This window comes from Tardiphaga sp. 37S4 (genome assembly GCF_021044645.1).
GTDB classification, from domain to species: domain Bacteria; phylum Pseudomonadota; class Alphaproteobacteria; order Rhizobiales; family Xanthobacteraceae; genus Tardiphaga; species Tardiphaga robiniae.
Genome location: NZ_CP088008.1, coordinates 4705375 through 4728883 on the forward strand (window position 1 = coordinate 4705375; position 23509 = coordinate 4728883).

A 23509-nucleotide genomic window follows, 5' to 3' on the forward strand; every position below is an offset into this window, starting at 1 on the left:
TACGACCTGCCGGTTGCGCCCTGAACGGGACGGTGAACGTATCACTTCCTTTGCCGACACCCTTTGTCCGAGCGACCGGGTCAGCAACGCAACCACCTGATGCCCCCTGGTTCGCTCACGCAAAGGACGAAACAGATGCGCGATTTTCGCGATGCAAAGGCTATGGCGCAGACCCTGCGCGAAAACCTCACCACCAAAGCCGTCACGATCAGTCACAGCGAAAGCCTGGAGCTGATATCGAGAATATTGGGTGTCGCTGACTGGAATACCTTGTCTGCGATGCTGCAGGTCGGTCGAACTTCGCCAGAAGTGCCGACTATCAAACTTCAAACCGGAATATCAAGCTACCCGGCCATTCCTCTGAGAGATCTCGTTCCATTCCCGACAACGACCTACCCGCTTTTTGTCGGACGGGAGAAAACAATACTCGCTCTGAAAGATGCCTTCGCGCGGCAGCGGGAGGTCGTGCTTGCTATTCAAAAGAACGAAACTGTTGACGAACCTGGCTTCGAGGACATCTACGACATTGGGGTTCTCGCCCAGTTGCTTGAAATTCAAAGGCTTGATGACGGCACGCTCAGGGTTCTGGCACAGGGACGTCAACGCGTCGTGATTCAGCGCTTCGTAGGCGAGACCGGCTCGTACAGAGCCGACGTTACAGGCGTGAGTGAGGGTCCGATTCCTGATGAACCGGAACTGATCCAGCAGGCAGTCAAACGGTTCGAGAGCTACATTTCGGCTCACGACATGCGCGTGCCACCGATTTGGCCGCCACTGGAGAGAACCCTCGACCCCGGACGGGTTGCCGACGTCATCGCCTCGCATATCGTCCTGCCGATCAGCGAAAAGCAGAAGCTGCTAGCGACTCTCGACCCCGTAAAGAGGCTGAAAAGCGCCGATGCCCTCATCGACCTGTCGACGCTGCCGCTTTCGCCCGCGCTTCACGCGACACGGCGACGCGCTATCGAATATGCCGACCAGAGAGGCCATCAATATGCAACCTTGGAGCACCTGTTACTTGCACTGGTCGATGACACCGATGCCGCCGCGGTGCTGCGGGATTGCAATGCCGATTTCGGAACGTTGAAAGCCGACCTGATCCGCTATCTCGATAAGGAACTGAAAAATCTGATGATCGAGACCGGCAAGAATGGCCAGCCGACGGCAGCATTTGTGCGTGTGTCTCAGCGTGCTGCGATTCACGCGCAGGAGCTTGGCTGGTCTGAAGTGAAAGGGTCAAACACCCTGCTGGCCATCTTTCCCGAAACAAGAAGTCCGGCTGTCCGCCTGCTGAGCGGACAAGGCATCACCCAGAAACTGGTGGCTGCCTCGATCACTGGAAACACAGGAACGGCCTGACGACGTCCGGACGTCTCAGAGTGTCGTTCACAAATGCCGGCTTGGGCGATGGTGATCGCCCGGCCGGCAAGTGTGTGATGCACCTTGGTTAGACCGCCGGATCGGGAAAGGCCGCGGCCTGCTGCGACGCCCGGCGCTTGATGAAACCGGCCATGACCAGCGCCACGAGCCCGAGAACGACCGGCGGGAAGACCACAGCATTGACCGTGGACCAGCCATAATTCGCCAGCAACTGGCCGGAGGAGAACGAGCCAACCGCCATCAGGCCGAACACCAGAAAGTCGTTGAAGGCCTGCACCTTGTTGCGCTCCTGCGGCCGATGGGTCTCCAGCACCAGTGCGGAGGCGCCGATGAAGCCGAAATTCCAGCCGAGGCCGAGCACGACGAGACAGACCCAGAAATGCATGGCGCTGTTTCCGGCGATGCCGATCACTGCAGCGATCGCCTCCAGCGCCAGTCCTGCGGCCACGACCTTCGATGCGCCGAAGCGCGCGATCAGCGATCCCGTGAAGAAGCTCGGCCCATACATCGCCACGATGTGCCACTGCAGGCCGAAATTGGAATCGCTCAGCGTCAGCCCGCAAAGCTTCATCGCCAGCGGTGCCGAGGTCATCACGAGATTCATCATTGAATACGACACCACGCCGCAAATTGCAGCCGCGATGAAGCGCGGCTGCCGCACGATCTCGAGCAGCGGCCTGCCGCCATGCATGTCCGCGGGCGCAGGCTTCGGCGCATCCACGGTAGAGAGCAGCGCCATCGCGATCAGGGCAACGACCGCCTGCGCCGCGAAGCTCGCGGCAAACAGATAGGGCGACCAGATATCCATGGTCCATTGCACGAGCTGCGGGCCCAGCACGCCGGCGAATACGCCACCAGCCATCACCCAGGAGACGGCTTTCGGACGATAGGACGGGCTGGCGCCATCGGCGGCGGCGAAGCGATAGGATTGCGCGACAGCACCGTAGAAGCCGCCGAAGAATGTCGCGCAGCAGAACAGTGCGAATGATGCTTTCAGGATCGCGATGGCGCCGAGCAGGCCGCAGATCGCACCGGCGCCACTGCCGATGATGAAGGCGACGCGGCGGCCATAGGCGCGGGAGATCATGCCGACCGGCAGCGTTCCGCAGGCAAGGCCGACGACATAGACCGAGATCGGCACCGTCGCGAGCGAGACACTCGGCGCCAGCGTTGCACCAACGATGGCACCGGTGGCGAAGATGACAGCCGAATTGGCGCCGCCAAGCGCCTGCGCTGCCGCCAGCCTGATCACGTTGGAGCGTGCGCGCGCATCATCGTGAATCTCTGGGGTAGCCGCGTCGATCATGGGGAAATCCGCCCGGATGTGGCCCGGTTCGTCCCGGGGCCTTTGTTCAGCGCGACTATGACGACCGCCCTGCGGCAGATCAACACACGCCAGCGCGCATGCACCATGCGCTGATCATCCGGGCAACCGGGCAAATACAAGGATCAGATTGTTGGCGGGCATCTCAATGACCTCAGCCAGCCGAAGGCCGCCGCCCTGCGCGACGTGCTCCAGATCCTCGACATCGCGCACGCCCCAGTCAGGATTACCGTCGCGCAGGCTGGTGTCGAACACGGCATTGCTCACGGCCGTATGTTTGCCGCCGCGCTTGAACGGGCCATAGATAAAGAGACGTCCATCCGGCCGCAGATATCTTGCTGCGCCCGCGATCAAACCTTCGGCGACGGGCCATGGCGCAATGTGGACGACATTCGCGCAGAACACCGCGAGCAGCGCATCCGGGCCGTTGCCGTTCTCCATCTCCGGGCACCACGCCGGATCGGTCAGATCGATCCGTAGCGGCGGTCTGACATTCGTCAATTGGGCATGGGTGCGCCAGGCGGCGATGCTTTTGAGATGGGCGTCATTGAGATCGCTGGGCCACCAGGTGATGTCGGGCGTTTGTCCAGCGAAGTGAATGACATGCTGGCCGGTGCCGCTCCCGACCTCCACAACATCGCCGCAAGCCTGCTGCAGGAAAGTCGCAAGAACCCGCCATATCGCCTCGTGGTTGCGATGGAAAGCTGCGGCATCGAGCCGGCCATCATCTTCCACGCGCCGGCCATCCCGACCGAATTCGACCACATATTCCGCCATCAGGCCCTCACTGCTGCGGGCAGTATCCCGAAGTTGCCTTCACGAACAAGAGAAGAAAGAGATCGTTCAAACGCAGCCAAATGGGTTAATATTCTGACGAATACCCGATCTGAAGAAGGATCGACCACGCAGAATTGGTGCGCCCATGATCTTCCGTCAGCTGTTCGACAGTGTGTCCGGCACATATAGCTACCTGCTTGCCAGCCGCCACGGCGGCGAGGCGCTGATCCTCGATCCGGTTCTGGAAAAGGTCGATCGCTATTGCCAGTTGTTGCGCGAACTCGACCTGAAGCTCGTGAAGGCGGTCGATACGCATCTCCATGCGGATCACGTCACCGGCCTCGCCGAACTGCGCGATCGCACCCATTGCGTCACCATCATGGGCGACCAGAGCAAGGCCGACGTCGTCGCCATGCGTGTCAGCGACGGCGACAAGGTGACGATCGAAGGCGTCGAGCTCGACGTGATGTATACGCCCGGCCACACCGATGACTCCTACAGCTATCTGATGGGCGATCGCGTCTTCACCGGCGACACGCTGCTGATCCGCGGCACCGGCCGCACCGATTTCCAGAACGGCAGCGCGCGGGCGCAATATGATTCACTGTTCAACCGCCTGCTCAAGCTGCCCGACGAGACGATGGTGTTCCCGGCACACGACTACAAGGGCGACACCGTGAGCACCATCGGCGAAGAGAAGCGCTACAATCCGCGCCTGCAGGTGAAGTCCGTGGAGGACTACATCGAGCTAATGGGCAAGCTCAACCTGCCGAACCCGAAACTGATGGATGTGGTGATCCCGGCCAATATGAAAGTCGGGCTGAAGCCGGACGCGCTGAAGAAGCAAGGCCTGGCGCTGTCTCCGCGGGAGGCCATTGCTCATCTCGGCGATCCCGCCATCCTGCTGGTTGATCTGCGCGAGAGCAGCGAACGCGCCAAGCACGGCGTGCTCGCTGGCGCGCTGCATGCGCCCTACCCGTCGATATCGGACAGCCTCAAGCCCGGCGGCATGTTGCGGGAGGTCGCCACTGCCACCAAGCGCCGCATCGTGTTCTTCTGTGCCTTTGGGGAGCGCTCGGCCATGGCGGTCACTGCCGCAAAGGATGCTGGGATCGACAATGCCGCACATCTGGACGGCGGCATCGATGCGTGGAAGAAAGCTGGCGGCCCGGTGCTGGCCGCATGATATAGCGAGCAAGGCGGACCAACCCGCCACTCGACAGGGGGAGGATGATAATGGCGTCGACACGATCGGCTGCGCCAATGCTGCTGGCAATGGTGTTCGCACTCTCCCTACAACCGGCCTCCGCACAAACCGCAGCACAGACCCCCGCGCCAACATCTGCCGGCACCGTCGACCCAGCGTTGATGCAGGACCTCGTGGTGGCGAACCGCGTCCTCACCGACCTCAATGTCATCGACGGATTCGGCCATGTCAGCATGCGCCACCCGACCGACCCCAATCGCTACCTGATGGGGCGCTCCGTGGCTCCGGCGCTGGTAACGGCCGACGACATCATGGAATACGACCTAGACTCCAATCCGGTCGATGCGAAGGGACGCGCCAGTTTCCTCGAACGCTTCATCCACGGCGAAATCTACAAGGCCCGGCCCGACGTCAAAGCCATCGTCCATACACATTCGCCGGGGATCATCCCCTTCAGCGTCAGCAGCACGCCGTTACGGCCGGTGTTCCACCTCGGCGCCTTCCTGTTTCCCGACGTGCCGGTGTTCGAGATCCGCGATAGCGCCGGCATGAGCAACATGCTGGTCAGCAACACGCAACTGGGCAAGGCGCTGGCCAGTACGCTCGGCGACCGCAGCGTGGCACTGATGCGGGGCCATGGCAGTGTTGTCGTGGCGAGCACAATTCCGATGGCGGTGTTCCGCGCCCATTACAGCAACGTCAATGCGCAGCTACAGTCCCAGGCGCTCGCGCTTGGCGGATCCGTGAGCTATCTGCTGGGCGAGGAAAGCCAGAAAACGCTGGCTGTGATCGACCAGATTCATGGCCGGGCCTGGGATCTGTGGAAGCGCGCAGCGCTGGAAAAGATGGCGCCCAAATAGCGGCGCCGCATCAGGCTTCGTGAACCCGAACCTCGATGTCGTCATAGCCTTTGACGCGATACACGATCACCGAGATCATCCAGCTCAGGATGAAAATCGCGATGATGAGATAGCCGAGCGCGCCGAAATTCTCGTTCAGCGCTTCGATGCCGTCCCAGAAGCTGCCTGACAGGTCGAGCTTGCGGCCGATCAGGCCGAGTGCCTCGACGCCGCCGATCACCAGCGCCACGATCACCGACACCAGCGTGATGATCATGTTGTAATACAGCTTGCGGATCGGCTTCACGAAAGCCCAGCCATAGGCGCGCACCATCAAGACCGAGTCCGTCGCATCGACCAGCGACATTCCCGCCGTGAACAGTGCAGGAAACACGAGAATCGACCACATCGACATGCCATCGGCGCTTTGCGAGGCGGAGATACCCAGCAGCGCGATTTCGGTCGCGGTGTCGAAGCCGAGACCGAACAGGATGCCGAGCGGATACATGTGCCAGCTCTTCGAGATCACGGCGAAGACCGAACGCAGCATGCGGCCGATGACGCCGCGCTGCGAAAGCAAAACATTGAGATCTTCATCGATGAATCGCTCACCGCGCTTCACTGCCTTGAACAGGCGATACACCGATACGAGAATGAAGATATTGGCCACTGCCACGATCAGCAGGAAGAAAGCCGAGACGCTCGTGCCGATCAGGCCGCCGATTTCCTTGAAGTCCGCGAATTTCTCCTGCAGTGCCGACACTGCCAGCGCCACGAAGATGGATGCTACGACGACCACAGTGGAGTGACCGAGCGAGAAAAACAGGCCCACGGACAGCGGCCGCTTGCCGGACTGCATGAGCTTGCGCGTCACATTATCGATGGCTGCAATGTGGTCGGCGTCAACGGCGTGGCGCAGGCCGAAGGTGTAGGCGAGCAGCGCGGTGCCCAGCAGAACCGGCTGGTCGCGGAAGGCGATCAGGGCCCATATCCAGGCCAGCACATTGGCCGGGATCAGAATGGCGTAGATGGCGATGATGCGGCCGCGCAGGTTGTCGGCGCCATCGTTGAACAGTGTGCGGATCATGGAGATTCTTGCAGTCCGGATTACCACCGGATTGTCTCAGGAAGGCCTGACGGACGCAACCTGGCCTCATTCGCGTCGAATTCGCCGCATTTCCGGCACAAAGCGATTAACTGCAGCGGCCAGTTAGGTGGCAGCAGGGGTGCCGCTTCCTATATCTACGTGATAAGAATGACACAGAGTTCGCTGCGCGCCGATCGCGTGGCCTAACCCGAGGCGTTGATGGACACCGAACAGGAACAGAAGACACCCGCAGAACTGAAGGAAATCCGGCTTGCCCGCAAGGCGGCGCAGGAAGCCGAAGGCGTGAAGGCGATGGCCGACATTGCGGCCGCCGATGTCGCCATCCGCAAGCGGACCGAGGAACTGCGCGCGCTTCGCCTTGCCAGGGAAGCCGAAGAACTGGCCAACCCGCCCGAACCCAAACCGAAAGCTACCAGAAAAAAGAAAACGAGCTGATGCCAACTGACGACAAAGCGACGAAATCCGAACGCGACGCCGCGGCCAAAGCGGTACTCGACAACATGGCCCGACTAAAGGCCATGCGCCTTGCCCGCGAAGCGGTATCGCCCCCCGCGCCGGCCAAGAAGAAGACCGCAACGAAATCGGGCAAGACGTCTTCGAGCAAGACATCGTCAAGCAAGTCGGCGGAAAAAGCACAAGCCCTGGCAGCGTGGCTCGCCGATCAGCGCAGCGGCGGCCGCAGGACCTGACTATCGCAGGACCTGCTTTCGCAGGGTCTGATCTATCTCAGGCCGCGCTCGGCGCAGGCCATTCGATCATGGTACGGGTCTTGGTCGCAGAATCGTAGACCTGGATCTGAAGCATCTGAAACTGGTTCTTCAGCTTCATGCCAGCTTCTTCCGCGGCTTCGACCGTATCGTGATGGGATTTGAAATGGCCATCCACCACCAGTGAATAACCTTCGGTCGGCGCCCTGTCGGCGCGAATGAATTTGCGCGCCTGCGGTTCGTCGAGCTCTAACTTCGGTTTTTTCATCGTCACTCCAGAACAAGATTCGCCCGATTTCAAAGCGGGCAGGATTCGCCCCCCGTTTACACGGTCATGCGGAAAAACACAGGGCAATTGCGGGATTACGGCAATATCTGCTTCAATCACGGTCAGAATGAGGTCAACACAAGCAATCCGGCGGGGAAAATGATGAGCGGACGAGTGGGCGGAGCCCGCGACGACAAACCGGCCAAGGACGATAAGCAAAAACCCGTCCCCACGCCGCCGCGGCCTGACGACGACGAGGAAGACGGCGATATCGCCACACCGAAACGCGATCGCGACGACGAAGATATCTAGCTGTGCGAAGGCATCGCTACATAAGACATCGGCGCGCCACGACTGACGCGCCGATAAATTTCAGATAGCGACGAGTCGTTAAGCTGCCTTGAGGCCGACATCCGGCAGCATCGGACGGTGACGCAGCGCCTTGGTCATGATCCCCTCCACTTCCGCCTTTTCATGCGGCAACAGCGCCAGACGTGGCGGCCGGGTTAGTGCGGTACCGCGGCCCATGATGTTTTCGCACAGCTTAATGCACTGGACGAGATCCGGGCGCGCATCGAGATGCAGCAGCGGCATGAACCACTCATAGATCGCCATCGCCTCTTGGAGCCGTCCGGCCTTGGCCAGACGGAACAGCGTCTCGCCCTCGCGCGGGAAGGCATTGGACATGCCGGACACCCAGCCGACTGCGCCCATCGCTACGCTCTCGACAATGACGTCGTCGAGGCCGGCGAACAACACGAAGCGGTCGCCGACCATATTGCGCGTGTCGATGAAGCGGCGTGTATCGCCTGACGAATCCTTGAAGCAGACGACCGTGTCGACATCGGCCAGCGTAGCGAGAATGTCGGGGGTGACATCGTTCTTGTAGATCGGCGGGTTGTTGTAGAGCATCACCGGCAGATCGGTGGCGGTGGCGACCGAACGAAAGTGGGCGGCAGTCTCGTGCGGCTTGGACGAATAGACCAAAGCAGGCATCACCATGATGCCATCGATGCCGACGCGCGCGGCTTCCTTGGCGGTATCCACGGCAAAGGCCGTGGTGAATTCGGCGATACCGCAGAGCACGGGCACGCGGCCCTTCGCGACCGACTTGGCCGCTTCCATGATCGCGATCTTTTCCTTGCGCTCGAGCGAGGTGTTCTCGCCGACTGAGCCGCAGATGATCAGGCCGGACACACCGTCACAGATCAGGCCGTCCATGACCTTCGCGGTGGCGTCGATGTCGAGCGACAGATCGTCATGAAATTGCGTAGTGACAGCCGGGAAGACGCCTTCCCAGGAAATGCGGGGACTCATGGCAAAACTCCGTGTGATGCCGGCGCGCATAGCGCGCCGGCTGATGAGGACGATGGGTTGGAATTGAAGATCAGATCGTCGCGCCGACCTTGCGCAGCTCGGCGAGCACAGGCGCTTTGGGCAGCCAGATCTTGTCGAATTCAGCGATGACGGCTTCGGTATCCTTGACGGCCACCTGACGCACGGGCACCGACGTGCCCTTGAAATTCTCGATCAGCGCCGGCTCACCGGCGGCCAATTCGTCGATCTGCGCATCCAGCGTCGATTTGACAGCCTTGGTGATCAGCTCCTTGTCGGCGGCGGGCAGCGACTGCCAGACGCGGCCGGACACGACGGCGGCCATCGGCATAAAGACGGCATTCATCTGCAGGATCGACTTCGACACCTTGTCGAAGCGCTGGTTCCAGGAGAATTCCAGATCGGCTTCCAGACCATCGACCTGGCCGTTCGACATGGCGTCGAACACCTGCGGCGTCGGAATCGGCGTCGGTGCGGCGCCGAGCGATGAGTAGAAGTCGCGATAGACCGGCGTCGGATTGATACGCAGCTTCATGCCCTTGATGTCAGCGAGCGTGTTGAGATCCCTGACCGCGAAGACCGCGCGCATGCCGGTGATGCCCCAGCCGAGGCCAATGGTGCCAGTTTCCGCAGGCAGCACGTCGAACAGTTTGACGGCCGCCGGATGACGCACGAATTTCGCCACGGCTGGCGTGGAGCGCACGATATAGGGCGCGTTGATCGCCGCGATATGCGGCACGCGCGAACCGAGTTCGGCAGCCTGGATGAAGCCCATATCGAGCGCGCCGGTCTGCAACTGCTGCATCATCGCTGCTTCGTTGCCGAGCTGGCCGGAGTGAAACACCGTCATGGTGAGACGGCCCTTGGTCTCTTCCTTGAGCTGATCGGCGAGCTTCAGCGCAGCCTTGTTCCAGGAATGGCCGTTCGGCGTGATCAGGCCGAGACGCAGCTCCTTGGCCTGCGCCAATGCGAGCGACGGCGCAAACACCGAAGCAGCTGCCGATGCGGCGAGGAAGCGACGACGTGAGATGGTCATGACGGAGGCTCCTTGATGGGTATGGGGCTTACTTGATGAGGGCGAGAGACAGATACGGATAGAGCGAGAGCAGCACCAACAGGATGCAGGAGATGAAGAAGAACGGCAGCGTCACCATGAACATCTTGCCGGGCTTGGCGCCGGTGACGGCAGCGGCGACGAAAAAGCAGAGCCCGACAGGTGGCGACAGCAGGCCTAGTACGAGATTGATCACGACGACGACGCCAAAGTGCCTAGGATCGATGTGATAGATCTCGGTGGCCACGGGAAGAAGGATCGGCACGGTCATGATCAGTCCGGGCACGCCGTCGATCACGGTACCGATCACCAAGAGGATGACATTGCAGATCAGCATGAAGCTGATCGGATCCTTGGCGACGGTCTGGATCCAGGCGGCGGTCTCCTGCGGCACCTTGCCGAAAATCAAAACCCAGGAAAACACGGCGGCCGCGGCAACGAGAAACAGCACGATCGCCGAATAAATGCCCGAGCGCAGCATCATTTGCGGCAATTGCGACCACTCGAATTCCTTGGTCCAGTATTTGCCGACAACAGCAGCGGCGACAGCGCCGACGGCAGCCGATTCTGTTGCGTTCGCCAGACCGCCGAGGATGGAGCCGACGATGACGATGGGAATCAAAAGGGTCGGCGAGGTGCGCAGGATGGTCATCACGCGCTGTTTTGGCGTCTGATATTCAGCGCGCGGATAGTTGTAGATGTAGCCCATCAGCGCGATGACGACGCAGAACATGCCGGTCAGGATTACGCCGGGAATGATACCGGCGATCAGCATGTCGCTGACCGACACCTGCGCCAGCACGCTGTAGACCACGAACATCACCGAGGGCGGAATGATCGGGCCGAGCATGCCGCCGTAGGCGGTGAGACCGGCAGCGAAGGTCTTGTCGTAGCCTTTCTTTTCCATTTCCGGGACCATGATCTGCGCCATGATCGCAACCTGCGCGGTCGCCGAACCGAGAATGGAAGAGATGAACATGTTGGCGAGAATGTTGACGTAAGCCAGCCCGCCCTTCAGTGAGCCGACAAAGGCCATCGCCATGTCGACGATGCGCTTGGTGATGCCGCCGCCATTCATAATCTCGCCGATCAGGATAAACAGCGGGATCGCGATCAGACCGTAGCTGTCGACGCCGCCGAACAGTTGCAGCGGATAGGACTGGAACAGCACCGGATTGCCGGACGCCATGATGTAGACGAAGCCGGCGAGGCAAAGGCAAAGACCGATCGGCACGCCGACCAGCATGATCACCGTGAATGCGGCGAAGGTGATCATATCAGTTCACCCCGTCGAGTTCGGAGAGCTGGAAGCCTTTCGGCGGCACCTTGGCGACGAGGCCGAGGTCCTCGAGCAGATTCGCAATGCCATGGATGGTGATCGACACCGCGAAAATGGGCAGTGTTAGATAGAGGACCCATGTCGGCCAGTTCAGCGTCTGGGTGCGCTCGGTGTAGAGAAAATTGAAGGTCTGGCCCGCGAACGTCTTCGCGTCGAAGCCTGCTTGCGCAAGGCCGATCGGATCCATCCACAGCAGGCAGGTGACGATCAGGCCGATACCGAACACGATCACTGTGCTCGTGGCGATAATCTTGAAGATCTGCTGGCTTCTCGCCGACAGGCGCTCGGTCATCATGGTGACCGCAAAGTCGAGCCGCAGGCGGGTCATCGCGGAGGCGCCGATGAAGGTCAGCCAGACCACCGAATACACCGCCGACTCATCGATCCAGTAGATCGGGAAGTGCGAATAGCGGGTGACGACATTCACCAGGATCAGCGCCGTCAGCAGATACATCAGGCCCATCAGAGCCAGCCGCTCGAAGGCCAGCAGCCCGGCGGACGCCACCAGGATGACCCGGCGGGCCCCGATGGCCGGGGCCGTCGACATCGTCTGGTCACTCATAAACTGCCCCCGCTGTCACGATTGTGATATGATTTTTGGATCGTATAATTTATACAATTTCCCTGTCAAACGCTGATTTGCACAAATTCGCGCCTTGAGGAGTTTTTGTGCGGCAGCGAAGACGGGACGAGATCTGAGATCAATCCGGCCGAAATCCAGAGAAAAGGCTCGATAAATCAATGAGCGCGCCGCTAAAGCACCGCACCCTGTCGGCCATGATCGCGGATCAACTCCGCCAGGCCATCCTCGACGGCACCCACCCGGCCGGCGCGCAGTTGCGCCAGGATGCCTTGGGCGAGGCCTATGGCGTCAGCCGGATTCCGGTGCGGGAAGCCCTGTTTCAGCTTGAGGCCGAAGGGCTGGTGAAGATCGTCCCGCAGAAGGGCGCCATCGTCTCGGAACTGTCGCTCGACGAAATCAACGACGTGTTCGATCTCCGGGTCATCCTCGAGCCACGGATGCTGGCGCAGTCCGCGCCGCATTTTGTGGACAACGACTTCGCTGCACTCGACGACATCCAGCACCGCTTCGAGAAGGCGATTGCCGCCGGCAATATCAGCGAATGGGGACAGCTCAACGCCGATTTCCACATGGCGATGTATGTCCGGGCGCGGCAGCCGCGCACACAGACGATCGTGATGGCGCTGCTGCAAACCAGCGACCGCTACACGCGCATGCAACTCTCGACCACCACCGCGATGGGCATCGCTGAGAAAGAACACGCCGAACTCATCGCGCTGTGCCGCAGCCAGAAGATCGATGACGCCTGCCGTTTCCTTGAACGTCACATCGAGTCGGTGCGCGCAGACCTTTTGCGCGTGATCGGCCGCACCATTCCGAAGAGCGGCGCGACATAGACGCGCCGCTCGAATCGCGCTGATCGCGGTCTATGCGAGCTCTTGCTCCACCAGCCCGGCGAGATAGCTCGCACCGATCGGCAGCAGATCGTCGTTGAAATCGTAGCCGGGATTGTGAACGGGCACGCCGCCCTTGTCGGCGGTGCGCTGCCCGAACATCAGATAGGCACCACGGTTGCGTTCGAGCATGAACGCGAAATCTTCACCGGCAAGAATTGGATTGCCTTCGCGCAGCACCTCCGTAACGCCCGGCACCGCCGCCGCGGCTTCTGCCGCGCGCACCGTCTCATCGGCCGTGTTGATGGTGGCCGGATAGGCGTGGCGATACTCGATCTCCGCCGTGCCGCCGCAGGCCTGCGCGGTCAGCGTCACCGCGCGCATGAACAACTCCTCGACGCGTTCGCGCACCTCGGGCTTCAGCGTACGTACCGAGCCACGCAACTCGACCGTCTCGGGCAGAACGATGTCCGAGGTACCGCCGTGGATCTGGCCGATGCTGATGATGGCGGATTCCAGCGCATCGACCTGACGGGACGGAATCGCGTTCAGCGCATTCACCACCTGCGCTGCCATGGCCACCGTATCGATGCCCTGATGCGGATGCGCGCCGTGGGACGAGCGGCCACGCAGTGTCACCTTGAAATAGTCGATCGCCGCCAGCGCCGTGCCGGTCAGCGCCTTGACCGTACCGAGCGGCATGTCCGGGCTGTTGTGGATCGCATAGATGGAATCGCAGGGGAAACGCTCGAATAACCCGTCGTCCATCATCGCCTTGGCGCCAGCGAGCCCTTCCTCGGCCGGCTGAAAGATCAGATGCACAGTGCCGGCGAAATTGCGCGTCTCGGCAAGATATTTCGCAGCACCAAGCAACATCGTGGTGTGCCCGTCATGGCCGCACGCATGCATGCGGCCATGATTCTGCGAGCGATATTCGACACCGTCGCCCTCCTCCATCGGCAGCGCGTCCATATCGGCCCGCAATCCGATGGCGCGGTTGCTACCGGCCGCCTGGTGACGGCCGCGGATCACGCCGACGACGCCGGTACCGCCGAAGCCGCGATGCACCTCGATGCCCCACTCCGACAACCGCTCCGCGACCAGCGCGCTGGTGCGCTCCTCCTCGAAGCCAATCTCCGGATGCGCATGGAAATCCCTGCGCCATGCGGTCATTTCCGGGTGCAATTGGTCGAGACGTTCGCGCGGGGTCATATGTTCTCACCTTTGGGCTTGTCCTGCCCATAGGCTAGCCCGGTGATCATGCCCTCGCAACCAACCGGCCGCACACGCTGCGCGCGCCACACACTTCAGCGCTCCGTGGTGACACCAAGCAGTTGGGATTAGCGGCTGCGAGATGCGCGCCACCACATGATCGACATCGTGATCGATCAGCCTCTATGTGAATGCTGTGCGTTCTGGAAAATGGCATGCCATTCAGAATAAAACTGCGAACTCCTATGCTTTTGAAATAGATATATAATTTCGATTGAATACCTCACGCGATCCTCGCATGCACTCAAATGGACAGCAGCCCCCCCTTTGGGGAAGAGAAGAAGTGTCGCGGCGCTCGCGCACTCACCATCGACAGCGCGGGGGCCTGACTATCTCGCGAGAGAGTTGGTCATCGATAACGAATTGCAGCTGTCGGATGGGAGGCCTATGCTGAGCCTATAACCACGCAGCCGCCCATCGCACGGCGAGAGTCTGCAGACAAAGACCTTACGATGGATGGCTTGCATTTTGCCCCGGAGGTCACGCCATGACCATTGCTCCCACACTCCAGAAATACCTGGCCGCTGAAAACATCCAATACGAGGTGATCCCGCACGAACTTCGCATGACGTCGTCCGGCACGGCTGAGGCATGCCACATCTCGGGCGATCGCCTCGCCAAGGGCATCGTGTTGCGGCGTGACGGCGAATATATACTGGCCGTCTTGCCCGCATCGCATCACCTCCGCCTGTCGGACCTGAGGACATCACTCGGCGACAATGTCCACATGGCCGATGAAACCGAGATCCATCAGCTGTTCCGCGACTGCGCACATGGTGCAGTTCCTGCCGTCGGTAAGTGTTACGGGCTGGATATCATCGTCGACGACAGCATCCAGGCGCAGCCGGAGGTCTATCTGGAAGCTGGCGATCACGAGACGCTGCTTCATATGGGTCACGCGCAGTTTGCGCGCCTGATGGCCAACGCGCAGCACGGGCGCTTTAGCGCGCATGACTGATGATTAGTCGGACGATCCGCGGCGACCGTCGCGGTCCCGAATGGGAAGATTATGCCGCTGCTTAACTGTTGCTGCAGCGGTACGACGCCTTTCTACGTCTCATGCCCTGCATCAAAATCGTCTTCGAAACGCAAATGCTTGACGCTGCGGCCGCGGCGCCGCACAAGTTTCAAGGCCTCCACCCCGATCCTGATATGCCTTTCGACATAGTTCGCGGTCACCTCCTGATCCGACGCTTCGGTCTTCACACCCTCGGGAATCATTGGCTGATCGGACACGAGAAGCAGTGCGCCAGTCGAAATGTGATTGGCAAATCCCGCAGCAAAGATTGTTGCGGTCTCCATGTCGATCGCCATGCTCCGTGTACGACGCAATATATCCCTGAAGCGATCATCATGTTCCCAGACACGACGATTGGTCGTGTACACGGTGCCGGTCCAATAGTCGTGACCGAGATCGCGGATCATGGTCGACACCGCGCGTTGCAACTGGAACGCGGGCAGCGCAGGAACCTCCGGGGGCAAGTAATCATTTGAGGTGCCTTCGCCCCGAATAGCCGCAATCGGTAGCACCAAATCGCCAATTTTATTTTTGCGTTTCAACCCACCGCATTTGCCGAGAAACAACACGGCTTTCGGCGCGATGGCACTTAACAGATCCATCACGGTTGCAGCATTCGGGCTTCCCATGCCGAAGTTAATCAGAGTGATCCCATCGGCAGTCGCATTGGGCATCGGTCGATCTGCGCCCTTTACCAAACTGCCATACGCCGTGGCGAACCATTCGACGTAGTTGTCGAAGTTGGTCAAGAGAACATACTCTCCGAACTCAGCAAGCGGCGTGCCGGTGTAACGCGGCAACCAGTTTTCTACGATATCCTTCTTCTCTTTCATTCCCGATGATCTCGCCCGGAATTGTGCAACGCCGCCGCCTGTCAAACTAGTGGATAGGACCGTTCCCTGTCCAATGAGGCACTCTTGGATTATTTGGGTTCCATTAATCCACTTGCAACCGTGAATGGTCCGGGCCTTGCGTCGAATGCGCGCTGTTCAGGAGGGTGGATTGCCACAGCGGCCGCGTTTGTCCGGTCTGATCGCGCAGGAATGATGTTTTCTTCTGCGACCTCGCACGTAATTGATTGTATAGTTGGAGAACATGGAGGGAGGCGAGACATACTGCATTGCATCAATTCATCTGAACTCTAGGAACGGAGGTTCGCCATGAAAGTCAAAGAGGTGATGCACAAAGGTGTCGACTGGGTCAGCCCCGACACTCCTGTCACCGAGCTCGCGAAATTGATGCGGGGGCATGACATTGGCTGCGTTCCGGTTGGCGAGGACGACCGCCTGATCGGGATGGTGACTGACCGCGACATTGTCTGCAAAGGGCTCGCGAGGAACAGCTTCGATGCCGGCCGCGCGACGGCGCGCGATGTGATGACCGAAGGTATCCATTGTTGCCGGGAGGACGACGATCTCGCAAAGGCAATACATCACATGGAGAAACTGCGGGTCCGCAGGCTGCCGGTAATCAACAAGAGTAAACGGATGGTCGGCATCGTCAGTCTGGGCGACGTCAGCCATTCTGCGTCAGGTGATTTGTTGTCCGAATGCGTCAAGAGCGTTTCGGCCCATCACTGAAACACGGCCAGCGCTCCTCTTGCGATCCGGCGGAGGGGCGCGGCCAGTCGGCACGATCGTCGAACAGTTCGATGACAGAACTTTGCTCATCGAGCCGCGATGAAGAAGGCCGTGCCTACGCGGTCACGCCATTGTTCGGAGGCGAAGCGAGGGCGTGGATCGAAACTGCGAACTTCTTATGCCATTGAGACTGCCTGATAATATCGACGATTCTTCTCGTCTTACGCAGCCCTCACATTCGTTTCGACAACGGGCGATGGCTCGCCAATCCCGGTCGTATTGAGATTCTGCCAGGACCTCCCACATCATCTTGATAAGGGAGTCCAGGCTGTGCAGACCGTACAGGCCACTCTTGCGGCGACAGTTGCGATTGTCGCTCTGGCCGTCTCCCCCACCACGCCTGTCTCGGCGGAGGGGAGTGGAAAACTTGTGCTGACGATCGCAATCGACGGAGCGATCGGACCGGCAACCGCCAGCTACGTGAAAGACGCACTCGCCAAGGCAAGCGAACGGCGTGCCGAAGCTGTTATTCTGCGTCTGAATACGCCGGGCGGTCTCGTCACCAGCATGCGCGAGACCATCGCCGACGTGCTGGCCTCGCCCGTTCCTGTCATAGGTTATGTCGCCCCGTCGGGAGCCCATGCTGCCAGCGCCGGCACCTATATCCTCTATGCAACGCATATCGCCGCAATGGCGCCGGGCACCAATCTTGGCGCAGCGACGCCAGTGCAAATCGGCAGTCCGGTGCCAGGCCTGCCGGGCATCACCCCTGACAAAGACGGCAAGGACAAGAAAGACAGCTCCCAACAAACGGAGCCGAAGGATGCGATGATGGCGAAGGCGACAAACGACGCCGTCGCCTTTATCCGCAGCCTGGCCGAGTTACGCGGACGTAACGCCGATTGGGCCGAGAAGGCTGTCCGCGAGGCAGCCAGTCTTTCCGCCAGTGCTGCGTTGCAAGCGAGTGTCATCGATCTCATTGCGCGCGACCCGGTCGAACTGCTCAGGCAGGTCGATGGTCGCGTCGTGGAACTTCCCGGTGGCGACAGACGGCATCTGGCGACAAAGGATGCGACGATCGAGACGATCGACTCCGGATGGATCGCGCAATTTCTGTCTGTGATCACCAACCCCAACGTCGCCTTCATTCTTCTGCTGGTCGGCATCTACGGTCTGATTTTTGAATTCATGTCTCCTGGCGCCGTCGCGCCCGGCGTGGTCGGTACGATCTGTCTGTTGCTGGGCCTCTATGCCTTCAACCTGCTGCCGACCAACTATGCCGGCCTTGGGCTGATGATGTTGGGGATCGCGCTACTGATTGTCGAGGCCTTCAACCCGACCGTGGTTCTTGGCCTCGGCGGTGCCATCGCCCTGATCCTCGGTGGGTTGATGTTGTTCAGGATCGAAGCGCCCGGATACCGGCTGTCATGGACACTCGTCGGCATCGTGACGGCGATGTTCATCGGACTGCTACTCATTGTGCTCGGCTCGCTTCAGCGCGCGCGCAAAGCTCCGGCACGAGTCGGCGCGCAGGCCATGCGCGGCCTGCCCGCCGAAGTTCTCGACTGGAATGACATCGAAGGTCACGTCTTCACGCAGGGTGAGCGCTGGCGAGCCCGCGGCATGGAAACATTCAAGCCCGGAGAGACGGTCGAGATCGCCAGCATCACGGATCTGACGCTGATGGTGCGTCGCCGGCCGGCACTCAGCGCCGGTGAAGGAGGTGTGCGATGATGCTCGATTACATAGCCTATTCGCTGCTCGCGATCATCGTGATCGCCTTTCTCTCCTCCGCCATTCGCATCCTGCGGGAATACGAGCGCGGCATCGTCTTCACGCTCGGACGGTTCACCGGCGTGAAAGGTCCGGGGCTCATCATCCTTATTCCGTTCGTGCAGCAGATGGTGAAGGCCGATCTCAGGGTGATGGTGCAGGATGTGCCGCCGCAGGACGTCATTTCCCGCGATAACGTTTCCGTCAAGGTGAACGCCGTTCTCTATTTCCGCATCGTCGACCCGGAACGTGCGATCATCAAGGTCGGGAATTTCATGGCCGCGACCAGCCAGTTGGCACAGACCACGCTGCGCTCGGTGCTCGGCAAGCATGAGCTGGATGAAATGCTCGCAGAGCGCGACAAACTCAACGCCGACATTCAGGAGATCCTCGATCAGCAAACTGACGCGTGGGGTATCAAGGTCACCAACATTGAGATCAAGGATATCGACCTCAATGAGAACATGGTGCGTGCCATCGCCAAGCAGGCCGAAGCGGAGCGGCTGCGGCGGGCGAAAGTGATCAATGCGATAGGCGAGCAGCAAGCCGCTGAGAAGCTCGTCGAGGCCGGCCGGATCCTTGCTCAGGAGCCGCAGGCGATGCAGCTGCGCTATTTTGCGGCGTTGCACGACATTGCAGGCGAGCGGTCATCGACTGTGGTCTTTCCGCTGCCGATGGATCTGCTCAGCCATATGACGCCGCGGCCGGGCGGAGTACCGTGAGTTTATTTCTTGTGCTTCTGCGCCAGCTTCAGCTTGAGTCTGCCATGGGCCGAACGAACCATGGCTTGCGCTGGCTTGCTCATCACCCCAATTTACCATCAATGAGTATCCTCGGCGCGCTCGTCGACAGGCACATGTGACGGGTGTCGTGCGTCGCCGCGCCGGTTTTGCGGGCGCACATACATCGTCATCGCTTCCGGGAGCTCCGCCTTGACTTTCAGAGCGGCGACAAGCGCGTCCTCGGCGTCTACGACGACATGACCCGCCTTGCCCTTCAGCTTGAATCCAACGGTAAATTGCATCTGCGCACCACCTCGTCTTCACTAATTGTCTCGCCCGCCTACTTTCCGCCAGCGGGCGCCATCTCGGCCTTCTTTCCTGTCGACATGACATTTGGCCGGCGCGTGGCACCTCGCGGACGCGCTTCCGGTCCGCAATCAGCCCAGCGACTTGATGATCTCCCGGTAAGCTGTTTCGGGAAACGCTTTCAATGTGTGCGTTCGAATGTTTCCCAGCATGCCCAACTGCAAATTGAATCGCGCGGCGACGGCATCGTCCGGCGCTTCGTAAACCGCGACGATGTCATAGTCGCCCATGGTCAGAAAGAACGATTTGAACTCTCCGTCCATATCCTTAAGAGCTTTCTTCGCCAAATCGAGACGACGCGGCGAGTCCTTGACGTGTTGGATACCTTGATCAGTCCAGTTTGCAAGCATGATATATGTAGTCATGGAAGTCCTCCTTGCGCACGAGACCCCCGTTCATCTTCACGCCCCAGTCTTGAAGAAAATGATCCGACTCAACAACGTGTAGTCCGATTCAAACACCATGATCCCGACAAAAACCAACAACACCAACGGCGGGAGCAGGATGGCATAGGCCAAAGCCAGACGCTCCCACGCCATGTGCATGAAGACCGCAACAATCAAGCCTGCCTTCAACATCATGAACACCACGATGAGAGACCACCTCAGATATCCCTGCAGGTTAAAGTAGTCGACGAGGTAAGAGCATGTACTCAGAACAAACAGCCATCCCCAGACCACGAGATAAAGCTTGATCGGATGCTGGTGTCCCTCGGCATGTGCTGCGGGAGTTGCATGAGGTGTTGCATGTAGCGTGACTTCAGCCATGTTTTTCCCTCACCAAAGATAGAAAAAGGCAAAGATAAACACCCATACCAAATCGACGAAATGCCAATACAGGCCAGTGATTTCGACGATCTCGTAGTTCCCCTTCCTACTTGTAAAAAATCCCCGACGTTCAGTCTCGAAATCTCCGCGCCAAACCTTTCGCGCAATGATGATCAGGAAAATCACGCCAATCGTTACGTGCGTGCCGTGGAATCCTGTAATCATGAAAAAGCATGAGCCGAATTGCTCTGCCCCCCACGGATTTTCCCAGGGCCTCACCCCCTCCATGATCAGCTTGGTCCATTCGAAAGCCTGCATTCCGACAAATGTCGCACCGAACGCGGCGGTCACCAGCATCAGCATCGCCGTTTTGCGGCGATCGTGGCGGTAGCCGAAATTGACGGCCATAGCCATGGTCCCGCTGCTGCTGATCAGCACGAAGGTCATGATGGCAATCAGAATGAGCGGGATGTGTTGTCCTGCAATCGTCAGAGCGAAGACTTCACTCGGGTTTGGCCAGGGCACCGTCGTGGACATGCGCGCCGTCATGTACGACAGCAGGAAGCAACCGAAGATAAAGGTATCGCTGAGGAGAAAGATCCACATCATGGCCTTTCCCCAGGATACATTCTTGAATGCCCGTTGATCCGAGGACCAGTCGGCGACAATACCTTGCCAGCCTGCGGTCGTCGTTCGGCGCTTTTCGATGTTTGTCAGCACAGTCTCTGTCATCGCATCGATGCCTTCCCTATGTCAGCAACTGGCGACAGATGGTGACGAAGTCATCCGCCCAGCCTGTCAGCAGAGCGAGCAGGATCAACCAGACCAAAAGCAGGAAATGCCAATACATCGTGCACAGTTCCACACTCAAACGCAGGCGCGGGATTTCAACACCACGCCATGCCTTGACGATGGTTCTGCCCAGAGCGACGAGACCGCCGAGCAAGTGCAGTCCATGGACTGCGGTGATCAGATAGAAGAAGGCGTTGGCAGGATTGGCCGCCAGAAAGTAGCCCCCGGTGTTGAGCTGCTGCCACACCAGCAACTGACCTATCAGGAAAACAACGGCGGAAAGGCCGCTTGCAAGCAGGCCGATCAGCACATTTTCGCTGTCGTCGCGATGTGCGGAAACCTGCGCCCATTGCAGTGCGCCACTGCTCACGATCAGAACACCGGTGTTGAACCACAGCAACCCGGGCACGGGCAGCGACCGCCAGTCGATCAGTTGCATGCGCATGGAGTAAGCGCTGACGAAGAGCGCAAATAACGACCCGACGACCGCGAGAAACACACCCAAACCTATTTTCGCCGCCGGCAACGACATCGAACTTCCGCCGGGAAAATCGCCGACCGCCCCCTCCTCCAGCCAGGGCTTGGCCGCAAGCCGTTGCTGCGAGAGCCACCATCCCGCAATGGCCGCTATTCCAGCCATGAACAGGACGACGGCCGTCATGGATGCGCTCCCTTCGGCGTCGAGCTGGCCGGCGGTTCATTCTGGGGGATGAAATCCCGTGCTGCGCCGGGCACGCTATAATCATAAGCCCAGCGATAGACGACCGGGAGTTCCTTGCCCCAGTTGCCATGTGCCGGCGGCGTCTGCGGCGTTTGCCACTCGAGCGTGGTCGCGTTCCACGGATTGCCGCCGGCGTCCTCGCCCTTGGACAGGCTCCGGATCATGTTGAACACAAATACGAGCTGGGCAAAGCCAACGATGAGCGCAGCGATACTCATGAATGCATTCAGGTCATGGGCCGACGCCGGGACGAATGCCGTCCCGCCGATGTCGTGATAGCGGCGCGGCACACCCAGCAGCCCGAGATAATGCATGGGGAAGAAGATCGCGTAAGCTCCAAGGAATGTGACCCAGAAATGGAAGCGTCCCATCGTCTCGTTCAGCATCCGTCCCGTCACTTTCGGATACCAGTGATAGATCGCACCAAACACGACCATGATCGGCGCAACCCCCATGACCATGTGAAAATGGGCGACCACGAACATGGTATCGGACAACGGAACGTCCACGACGACGTTGCCGAGGAACAGGCCAGTCAGGCCGCCATTAACGAACGTGATAATGAATGCGAGCGCGAACAGCATCGGAACGGTGAGGTGAATGTCGCCACGCCACAGGGTCAGTATCCAATTGTAAACCTTGATCGCCGTGGGGATCGCGATGATGAGGGTCGTTGTTGCGAAGAAAAATCCGAACTTCGGATTCATGCCACTGACATACATGTGGTGCGCCCACACCACGAAGCTCATCGCTCCGATTCCGACAATCGCCCACACCATCATGCGATAACCGAAAATATTCTTTCGCGCATGCGTGCTGATGAGGTCAGAGACAATGCCAAAAGCAGGTAACGCAACGATATAGACTTCGGGGTGGCCGAAAAACCAGAACAGGTGCTGGAACAGCAGCGGACTGCCACCGCCGTACTTCCCCAGCTGACCCATCTCCACGAGCGTTGGCATGAAGAAGCTGGTGCCAAGAAGCCGATCGAACAGCATCATCACCGAGGCGACGAACAAGGCTGGAAATGCGAGCAAGGCCATCACGGTCGCTGTAAAAATGCCCCACACCGTCAAAGGCAGCCGCATCAGCGTCATTCCGCGCGTGCGACCCTGCAGCACCGTCACGACGTAATTCAAGCCGCCCATGGTGAAGCCGATAATGAACAGGATCAGCGACACCAGCATCATGATGATGCCTGCTTCCTGTCCGGGGCTTCCGGAAAGAATGGCCTGCGGCGGATACAGCGTCCAGCCAGCGCCGGTCGGCCCACCCGGTACAAAGAAGGTCGCAACCAGCACCAGCACGGCAAGCAGATAGATCCAGTAGCTCAGCATGTTCGCATAGGGGAACACCATGTCGCGAGCACCGACCATCAGCGGGATGAGATAATTCCCGAAGCCTCCGAGAAACAGCGCCGTGAGAAGGTAGATCACCATGATCATGCCATGCATGGTGATGAACTGGAGATACTGGCTCGGATCGATGAACGAAAACGTTCCGGGGAAGCCGAGCTGCAGCCGCATCAGCCACGACAGCACCAGCGCGACCATACCAATAGCCATTGCCGTAATCGCATACTGGACCGCAATGATCTTGGCGTCTTGCGAGAAGACATATCGCGTCCACCAGCTTCGCGGGTGATAGAGATCGACCTCACCCACTTCGGCCGGCGGGATTCCTGCGAGTACGTCAGACGGGACATCAACCATTAAAATGGTCCTCCTGGATCTATCCTCTGATC

26 protein-coding genes are annotated in these 23509 nt (G+C 59.7%); 10 read left to right on the top strand and 16 right to left on the bottom strand.

The features are described 5' to 3' along the window. The first annotated feature begins 135 nt into the window (after positions 1-135). Positions 136-1359, top strand: coding sequence for an LON peptidase substrate-binding domain-containing protein (locus tag LPB73_RS22385; RefSeq protein WP_231078237.1), 1224 nt, complete (start codon positions 136-138; stop codon positions 1357-1359). 88 nt (positions 1360-1447) lie between these two features. Here the strand turns inward: LPB73_RS22385 and LPB73_RS22390 are convergent, their stop codons facing one another. Both LPB73_RS22390 and LPB73_RS22395 read right to left on the bottom strand, forming a co-directional pair. Then, a complete protein-coding gene (locus tag LPB73_RS22390; RefSeq protein ID WP_231078238.1) occupies positions 1448-2686 on the bottom strand; it encodes an MFS transporter in 1239 nt (412 codons plus the stop codon). 114 nt (positions 2687-2800) lie between these two features. Next, on the bottom strand, positions 2801-3481 hold the full coding sequence (locus tag LPB73_RS22395; protein ID WP_231078239.1) for a DUF938 domain-containing protein: 681 nt from the start codon (positions 3479-3481) through the stop codon (positions 2801-2803). Between the two features lie 145 nt (positions 3482-3626). Here LPB73_RS22395 and LPB73_RS22400 point away from each other — a divergent pair, with 145 nt between their 5' ends. Together LPB73_RS22400 and LPB73_RS22405 are read left to right on the top strand one after the other, a co-directional pair. Beyond that, the gene (locus LPB73_RS22400) at positions 3627-4667 is read left to right on the top strand and encodes an MBL fold metallo-hydrolase (protein ID WP_120288278.1); all 1041 of its coding nucleotides are present in this window, start codon (positions 3627-3629) and stop codon (positions 4665-4667) included. A 50-nt stretch (positions 4668-4717) separates the two neighbouring features. Beyond that, complete coding sequence (locus LPB73_RS22405) at positions 4718-5548, top strand: class II aldolase/adducin family protein (protein WP_231078240.1); 831 nt, start codon at positions 4718-4720, stop codon at positions 5546-5548. Positions 5549-5558: 10 nt separating this feature from the next. Here the strand turns inward: LPB73_RS22405 and LPB73_RS22410 are convergent, their stop codons facing one another. Beyond that, positions 5559-6614, bottom strand: coding sequence for a HoxN/HupN/NixA family nickel/cobalt transporter (locus tag LPB73_RS22410; RefSeq protein WP_175368607.1), 1056 nt, complete (start codon positions 6612-6614; stop codon positions 5559-5561). Between the two features lie 219 nt (positions 6615-6833). On the opposite strand from LPB73_RS22410, the gene LPB73_RS22415 reads away from it, so the two are divergent. Together LPB73_RS22415 and LPB73_RS22420 are read left to right on the top strand one after the other, a co-directional pair. Then, complete coding sequence (locus LPB73_RS22415; protein ID WP_068732887.1) at positions 6834-7070, top strand: hypothetical protein; 237 nt, start codon at positions 6834-6836, stop codon at positions 7068-7070. Then, a complete protein-coding gene (locus LPB73_RS22420; protein ID WP_089262737.1) occupies positions 7070-7324 on the top strand; it encodes a hypothetical protein in 255 nt (84 codons plus the stop codon). Before LPB73_RS22415 ends, LPB73_RS22420 begins: the two co-directional genes overlap by 1 nt. Positions 7325-7361: 37 nt before the next feature. Here the strand turns inward: LPB73_RS22420 and LPB73_RS29210 are convergent, their stop codons facing one another. From LPB73_RS29210 to LPB73_RS22445, 5 genes are all read right to left on the bottom strand, one after another. Continuing rightward, the gene (locus LPB73_RS29210) at positions 7362-7829 is read right to left on the bottom strand and encodes a hypothetical protein (protein WP_349768793.1); all 468 of its coding nucleotides are present in this window, start codon (positions 7827-7829) and stop codon (positions 7362-7364) included. A gap of 171 nt (positions 7830-8000) precedes the next feature. Then, on the bottom strand, positions 8001-8927 hold the full coding sequence (locus LPB73_RS22430) for a dihydrodipicolinate synthase family protein (protein ID WP_231078242.1): 927 nt from the start codon (positions 8925-8927) through the stop codon (positions 8001-8003). A gap of 70 nt (positions 8928-8997) precedes the next feature. Beyond that, on the bottom strand, positions 8998-9981 hold the full coding sequence (locus LPB73_RS22435; protein WP_089262741.1) for a TRAP transporter substrate-binding protein: 984 nt from the start codon (positions 9979-9981) through the stop codon (positions 8998-9000). A gap of 28 nt (positions 9982-10009) precedes the next feature. Beyond that, positions 10010-11275 carry a TRAP transporter large permease gene (locus LPB73_RS22440; RefSeq protein ID WP_089262743.1) on the bottom strand — a complete coding sequence of 422 codons (1266 nt, stop codon included), beginning with the start codon at positions 11273-11275 and terminating at the stop codon, positions 10010-10012. Between the two features lies 1 nt (position 11276). Further along, the gene (locus LPB73_RS22445) at positions 11277-11900 is read right to left on the bottom strand and encodes a TRAP transporter small permease (RefSeq protein WP_231078244.1); all 624 of its coding nucleotides are present in this window, start codon (positions 11898-11900) and stop codon (positions 11277-11279) included. Positions 11901-12079: 179 nt separating this feature from the next. Between LPB73_RS22445 and LPB73_RS22450 the strand changes: the two genes are divergently transcribed. Further along, positions 12080-12757 (top strand): GntR family transcriptional regulator, encoded by a 678-nt coding sequence (locus LPB73_RS22450; protein WP_231078245.1) that lies wholly within the window; start codon positions 12080-12082, stop codon positions 12755-12757. Positions 12758-12787: 30 nt separating this feature from the next. On the opposite strand, the gene LPB73_RS22455 is transcribed toward LPB73_RS22450, so the two are convergent. Beyond that, positions 12788-13966 (bottom strand): M20 aminoacylase family protein, encoded by a 1179-nt coding sequence (locus LPB73_RS22455; RefSeq protein ID WP_231078247.1) that lies wholly within the window; start codon positions 13964-13966, stop codon positions 12788-12790. A gap of 547 nt (positions 13967-14513) precedes the next feature. On the opposite strand from LPB73_RS22455, the gene LPB73_RS22460 reads away from it, so the two are divergent. Continuing rightward, entirely contained in the window at positions 14514-14984 is a 471-nt protein-coding gene (locus LPB73_RS22460; protein ID WP_089262750.1) for an aminoacyl-tRNA deacylase, read from the top strand. A gap of 92 nt (positions 14985-15076) precedes the next feature. Here the strand turns inward: LPB73_RS22460 and LPB73_RS22465 are convergent, their stop codons facing one another. After that, positions 15077-15877 (bottom strand): AMP nucleosidase, encoded by an 801-nt coding sequence (locus tag LPB73_RS22465; RefSeq protein ID WP_089262752.1) that lies wholly within the window; start codon positions 15875-15877, stop codon positions 15077-15079. A 327-nt stretch (positions 15878-16204) separates the two neighbouring features. Here LPB73_RS22465 and LPB73_RS22470 point away from each other — a divergent pair, with 327 nt between their 5' ends. The 3 genes from LPB73_RS22470 (at position 16205) to LPB73_RS22480 (ending at position 19119) form a co-directional block, all read left to right on the top strand. Next, positions 16205-16624 carry a CBS domain-containing protein gene (locus LPB73_RS22470; RefSeq protein ID WP_120288271.1) on the top strand — a complete coding sequence of 140 codons (420 nt, stop codon included), beginning with the start codon at positions 16205-16207 and terminating at the stop codon, positions 16622-16624. A 330-nt stretch (positions 16625-16954) separates the two neighbouring features. Next, complete coding sequence (locus LPB73_RS22475) at positions 16955-18358, top strand: NfeD family protein (RefSeq protein WP_231078248.1); 1404 nt, start codon at positions 16955-16957, stop codon at positions 18356-18358. Then, positions 18355-19119 carry a slipin family protein gene (locus LPB73_RS22480; RefSeq protein ID WP_093759775.1) on the top strand — a complete coding sequence of 255 codons (765 nt, stop codon included), beginning with the start codon at positions 18355-18357 and terminating at the stop codon, positions 19117-19119. The genes LPB73_RS22475 and LPB73_RS22480 overlap by 4 nt, the downstream gene beginning before the upstream one ends. A 98-nt stretch (positions 19120-19217) precedes the next feature. On the opposite strand, the gene LPB73_RS22485 is transcribed toward LPB73_RS22480, so the two are convergent. The 6 genes from LPB73_RS22485 to LPB73_RS22510 form a co-directional block, all read right to left on the bottom strand. After that, a complete protein-coding gene (locus tag LPB73_RS22485; protein ID WP_089262760.1) occupies positions 19218-19421 on the bottom strand; it encodes a hypothetical protein in 204 nt (67 codons plus the stop codon). Positions 19422-19556: 135 nt separating this feature from the next. Continuing rightward, positions 19557-19850: a GYD domain-containing protein gene (locus tag LPB73_RS22490; RefSeq protein ID WP_120288269.1), complete on the bottom strand. Its 294-nt coding sequence runs from the start codon at positions 19848-19850 to the stop codon at positions 19557-19559. Positions 19851-19886: 36 nt separating this feature from the next. Then, entirely contained in the window at positions 19887-20252 is a 366-nt protein-coding gene (locus tag LPB73_RS22495; RefSeq protein ID WP_089262764.1) for a cytochrome C oxidase subunit IV family protein, read from the bottom strand. 9 nt (positions 20253-20261) lie between these two features. Next, complete coding sequence (locus tag LPB73_RS22500; RefSeq protein ID WP_231078249.1) at positions 20262-20984, bottom strand: heme-copper oxidase subunit III family protein; 723 nt, start codon at positions 20982-20984, stop codon at positions 20262-20264. 16 nt (positions 20985-21000) lie between these two features. After that, complete coding sequence (locus LPB73_RS22505) at positions 21001-21705, bottom strand: cytochrome c oxidase subunit 3 (protein ID WP_231078250.1); 705 nt, start codon at positions 21703-21705, stop codon at positions 21001-21003. Beyond that, positions 21702-23477 (bottom strand): cbb3-type cytochrome c oxidase subunit I, encoded by a 1776-nt coding sequence (locus LPB73_RS22510; protein ID WP_175368595.1) that lies wholly within the window; start codon positions 23475-23477, stop codon positions 21702-21704. The genes LPB73_RS22505 and LPB73_RS22510 overlap by 4 nt, the downstream gene beginning before the upstream one ends. Positions 23478-23509: the final 32 nt, after the last annotated feature.

Bases quoted from the DNA above. Each gene is read 5' to 3' on its own strand.
- LPB73_RS22385 (WP_231078237.1), top strand. From the start codon at position 136: ATGCGCGATTTTCGCGATGCAAAGGCTATGGCGCAGACCCTGCGCGAA.
- LPB73_RS22390 (WP_231078238.1), bottom strand. From the start codon at position 2,686: ATGATCGACGCGGCTACCCCAGAGATTCACGATGATGCGCGCGCACGC.
- LPB73_RS22395 (WP_231078239.1), bottom strand. From the start codon at position 3,481: ATGGCGGAATATGTGGTCGAATTCGGTCGGGATGGCCGGCGCGTGGAA.
- LPB73_RS22400 (WP_120288278.1), top strand. From the start codon at position 3,627: ATGATCTTCCGTCAGCTGTTCGACAGTGTGTCCGGCACATATAGCTAC.
- LPB73_RS22405 (WP_231078240.1), top strand. From the start codon at position 4,718: ATGGCGTCGACACGATCGGCTGCGCCAATGCTGCTGGCAATGGTGTTC.
- LPB73_RS22410 (WP_175368607.1), bottom strand. From the start codon at position 6,614: ATGATCCGCACACTGTTCAACGATGGCGCCGACAACCTGCGCGGCCGC.
- LPB73_RS22415 (WP_068732887.1), top strand. From the start codon at position 6,834: ATGGACACCGAACAGGAACAGAAGACACCCGCAGAACTGAAGGAAATC.
- LPB73_RS22420 (WP_089262737.1), top strand. From the start codon at position 7,070: ATGCCAACTGACGACAAAGCGACGAAATCCGAACGCGACGCCGCGGCC.
- LPB73_RS22430 (WP_231078242.1), bottom strand. From the start codon at position 8,927: ATGAGTCCCCGCATTTCCTGGGAAGGCGTCTTCCCGGCTGTCACTACG.
- LPB73_RS22435 (WP_089262741.1), bottom strand. From the start codon at position 9,981: ATGACCATCTCACGTCGTCGCTTCCTCGCCGCATCGGCAGCTGCTTCG.
- LPB73_RS22440 (WP_089262743.1), bottom strand. From the start codon at position 11,275: ATGATCACCTTCGCCGCATTCACGGTGATCATGCTGGTCGGCGTGCCG.
- LPB73_RS22445 (WP_231078244.1), bottom strand. From the start codon at position 11,900: ATGAGTGACCAGACGATGTCGACGGCCCCGGCCATCGGGGCCCGCCGG.
- LPB73_RS22450 (WP_231078245.1), top strand. From the start codon at position 12,080: ATGAGCGCGCCGCTAAAGCACCGCACCCTGTCGGCCATGATCGCGGAT.
- LPB73_RS22455 (WP_231078247.1), bottom strand. From the start codon at position 13,966: ATGACCCCGCGCGAACGTCTCGACCAATTGCACCCGGAAATGACCGCA.
- LPB73_RS22460 (WP_089262750.1), top strand. From the start codon at position 14,514: ATGACCATTGCTCCCACACTCCAGAAATACCTGGCCGCTGAAAACATC.
- LPB73_RS22465 (WP_089262752.1), bottom strand. From the start codon at position 15,877: ATGAAAGAGAAGAAGGATATCGTAGAAAACTGGTTGCCGCGTTACACC.
- LPB73_RS22470 (WP_120288271.1), top strand. From the start codon at position 16,205: ATGAAAGTCAAAGAGGTGATGCACAAAGGTGTCGACTGGGTCAGCCCC.
- LPB73_RS22480 (WP_093759775.1), top strand. From the start codon at position 18,355: ATGATGCTCGATTACATAGCCTATTCGCTGCTCGCGATCATCGTGATC.
- LPB73_RS22485 (WP_089262760.1), bottom strand. From the start codon at position 19,421: ATGCAATTTACCGTTGGATTCAAGCTGAAGGGCAAGGCGGGTCATGTC.
- LPB73_RS22490 (WP_120288269.1), bottom strand. From the start codon at position 19,850: ATGACTACATATATCATGCTTGCAAACTGGACTGATCAAGGTATCCAA.
- LPB73_RS22495 (WP_089262764.1), bottom strand. From the start codon at position 20,252: ATGGCTGAAGTCACGCTACATGCAACACCTCATGCAACTCCCGCAGCA.
- LPB73_RS22500 (WP_231078249.1), bottom strand. From the start codon at position 20,984: ATGACAGAGACTGTGCTGACAAACATCGAAAAGCGCCGAACGACGACC.
- LPB73_RS22505 (WP_231078250.1), bottom strand. From the start codon at position 21,705: ATGACGGCCGTCGTCCTGTTCATGGCTGGAATAGCGGCCATTGCGGGA.
- LPB73_RS22510 (WP_175368595.1), bottom strand. From the start codon at position 23,477: ATGGTTGATGTCCCGTCTGACGTACTCGCAGGAATCCCGCCGGCCGAA.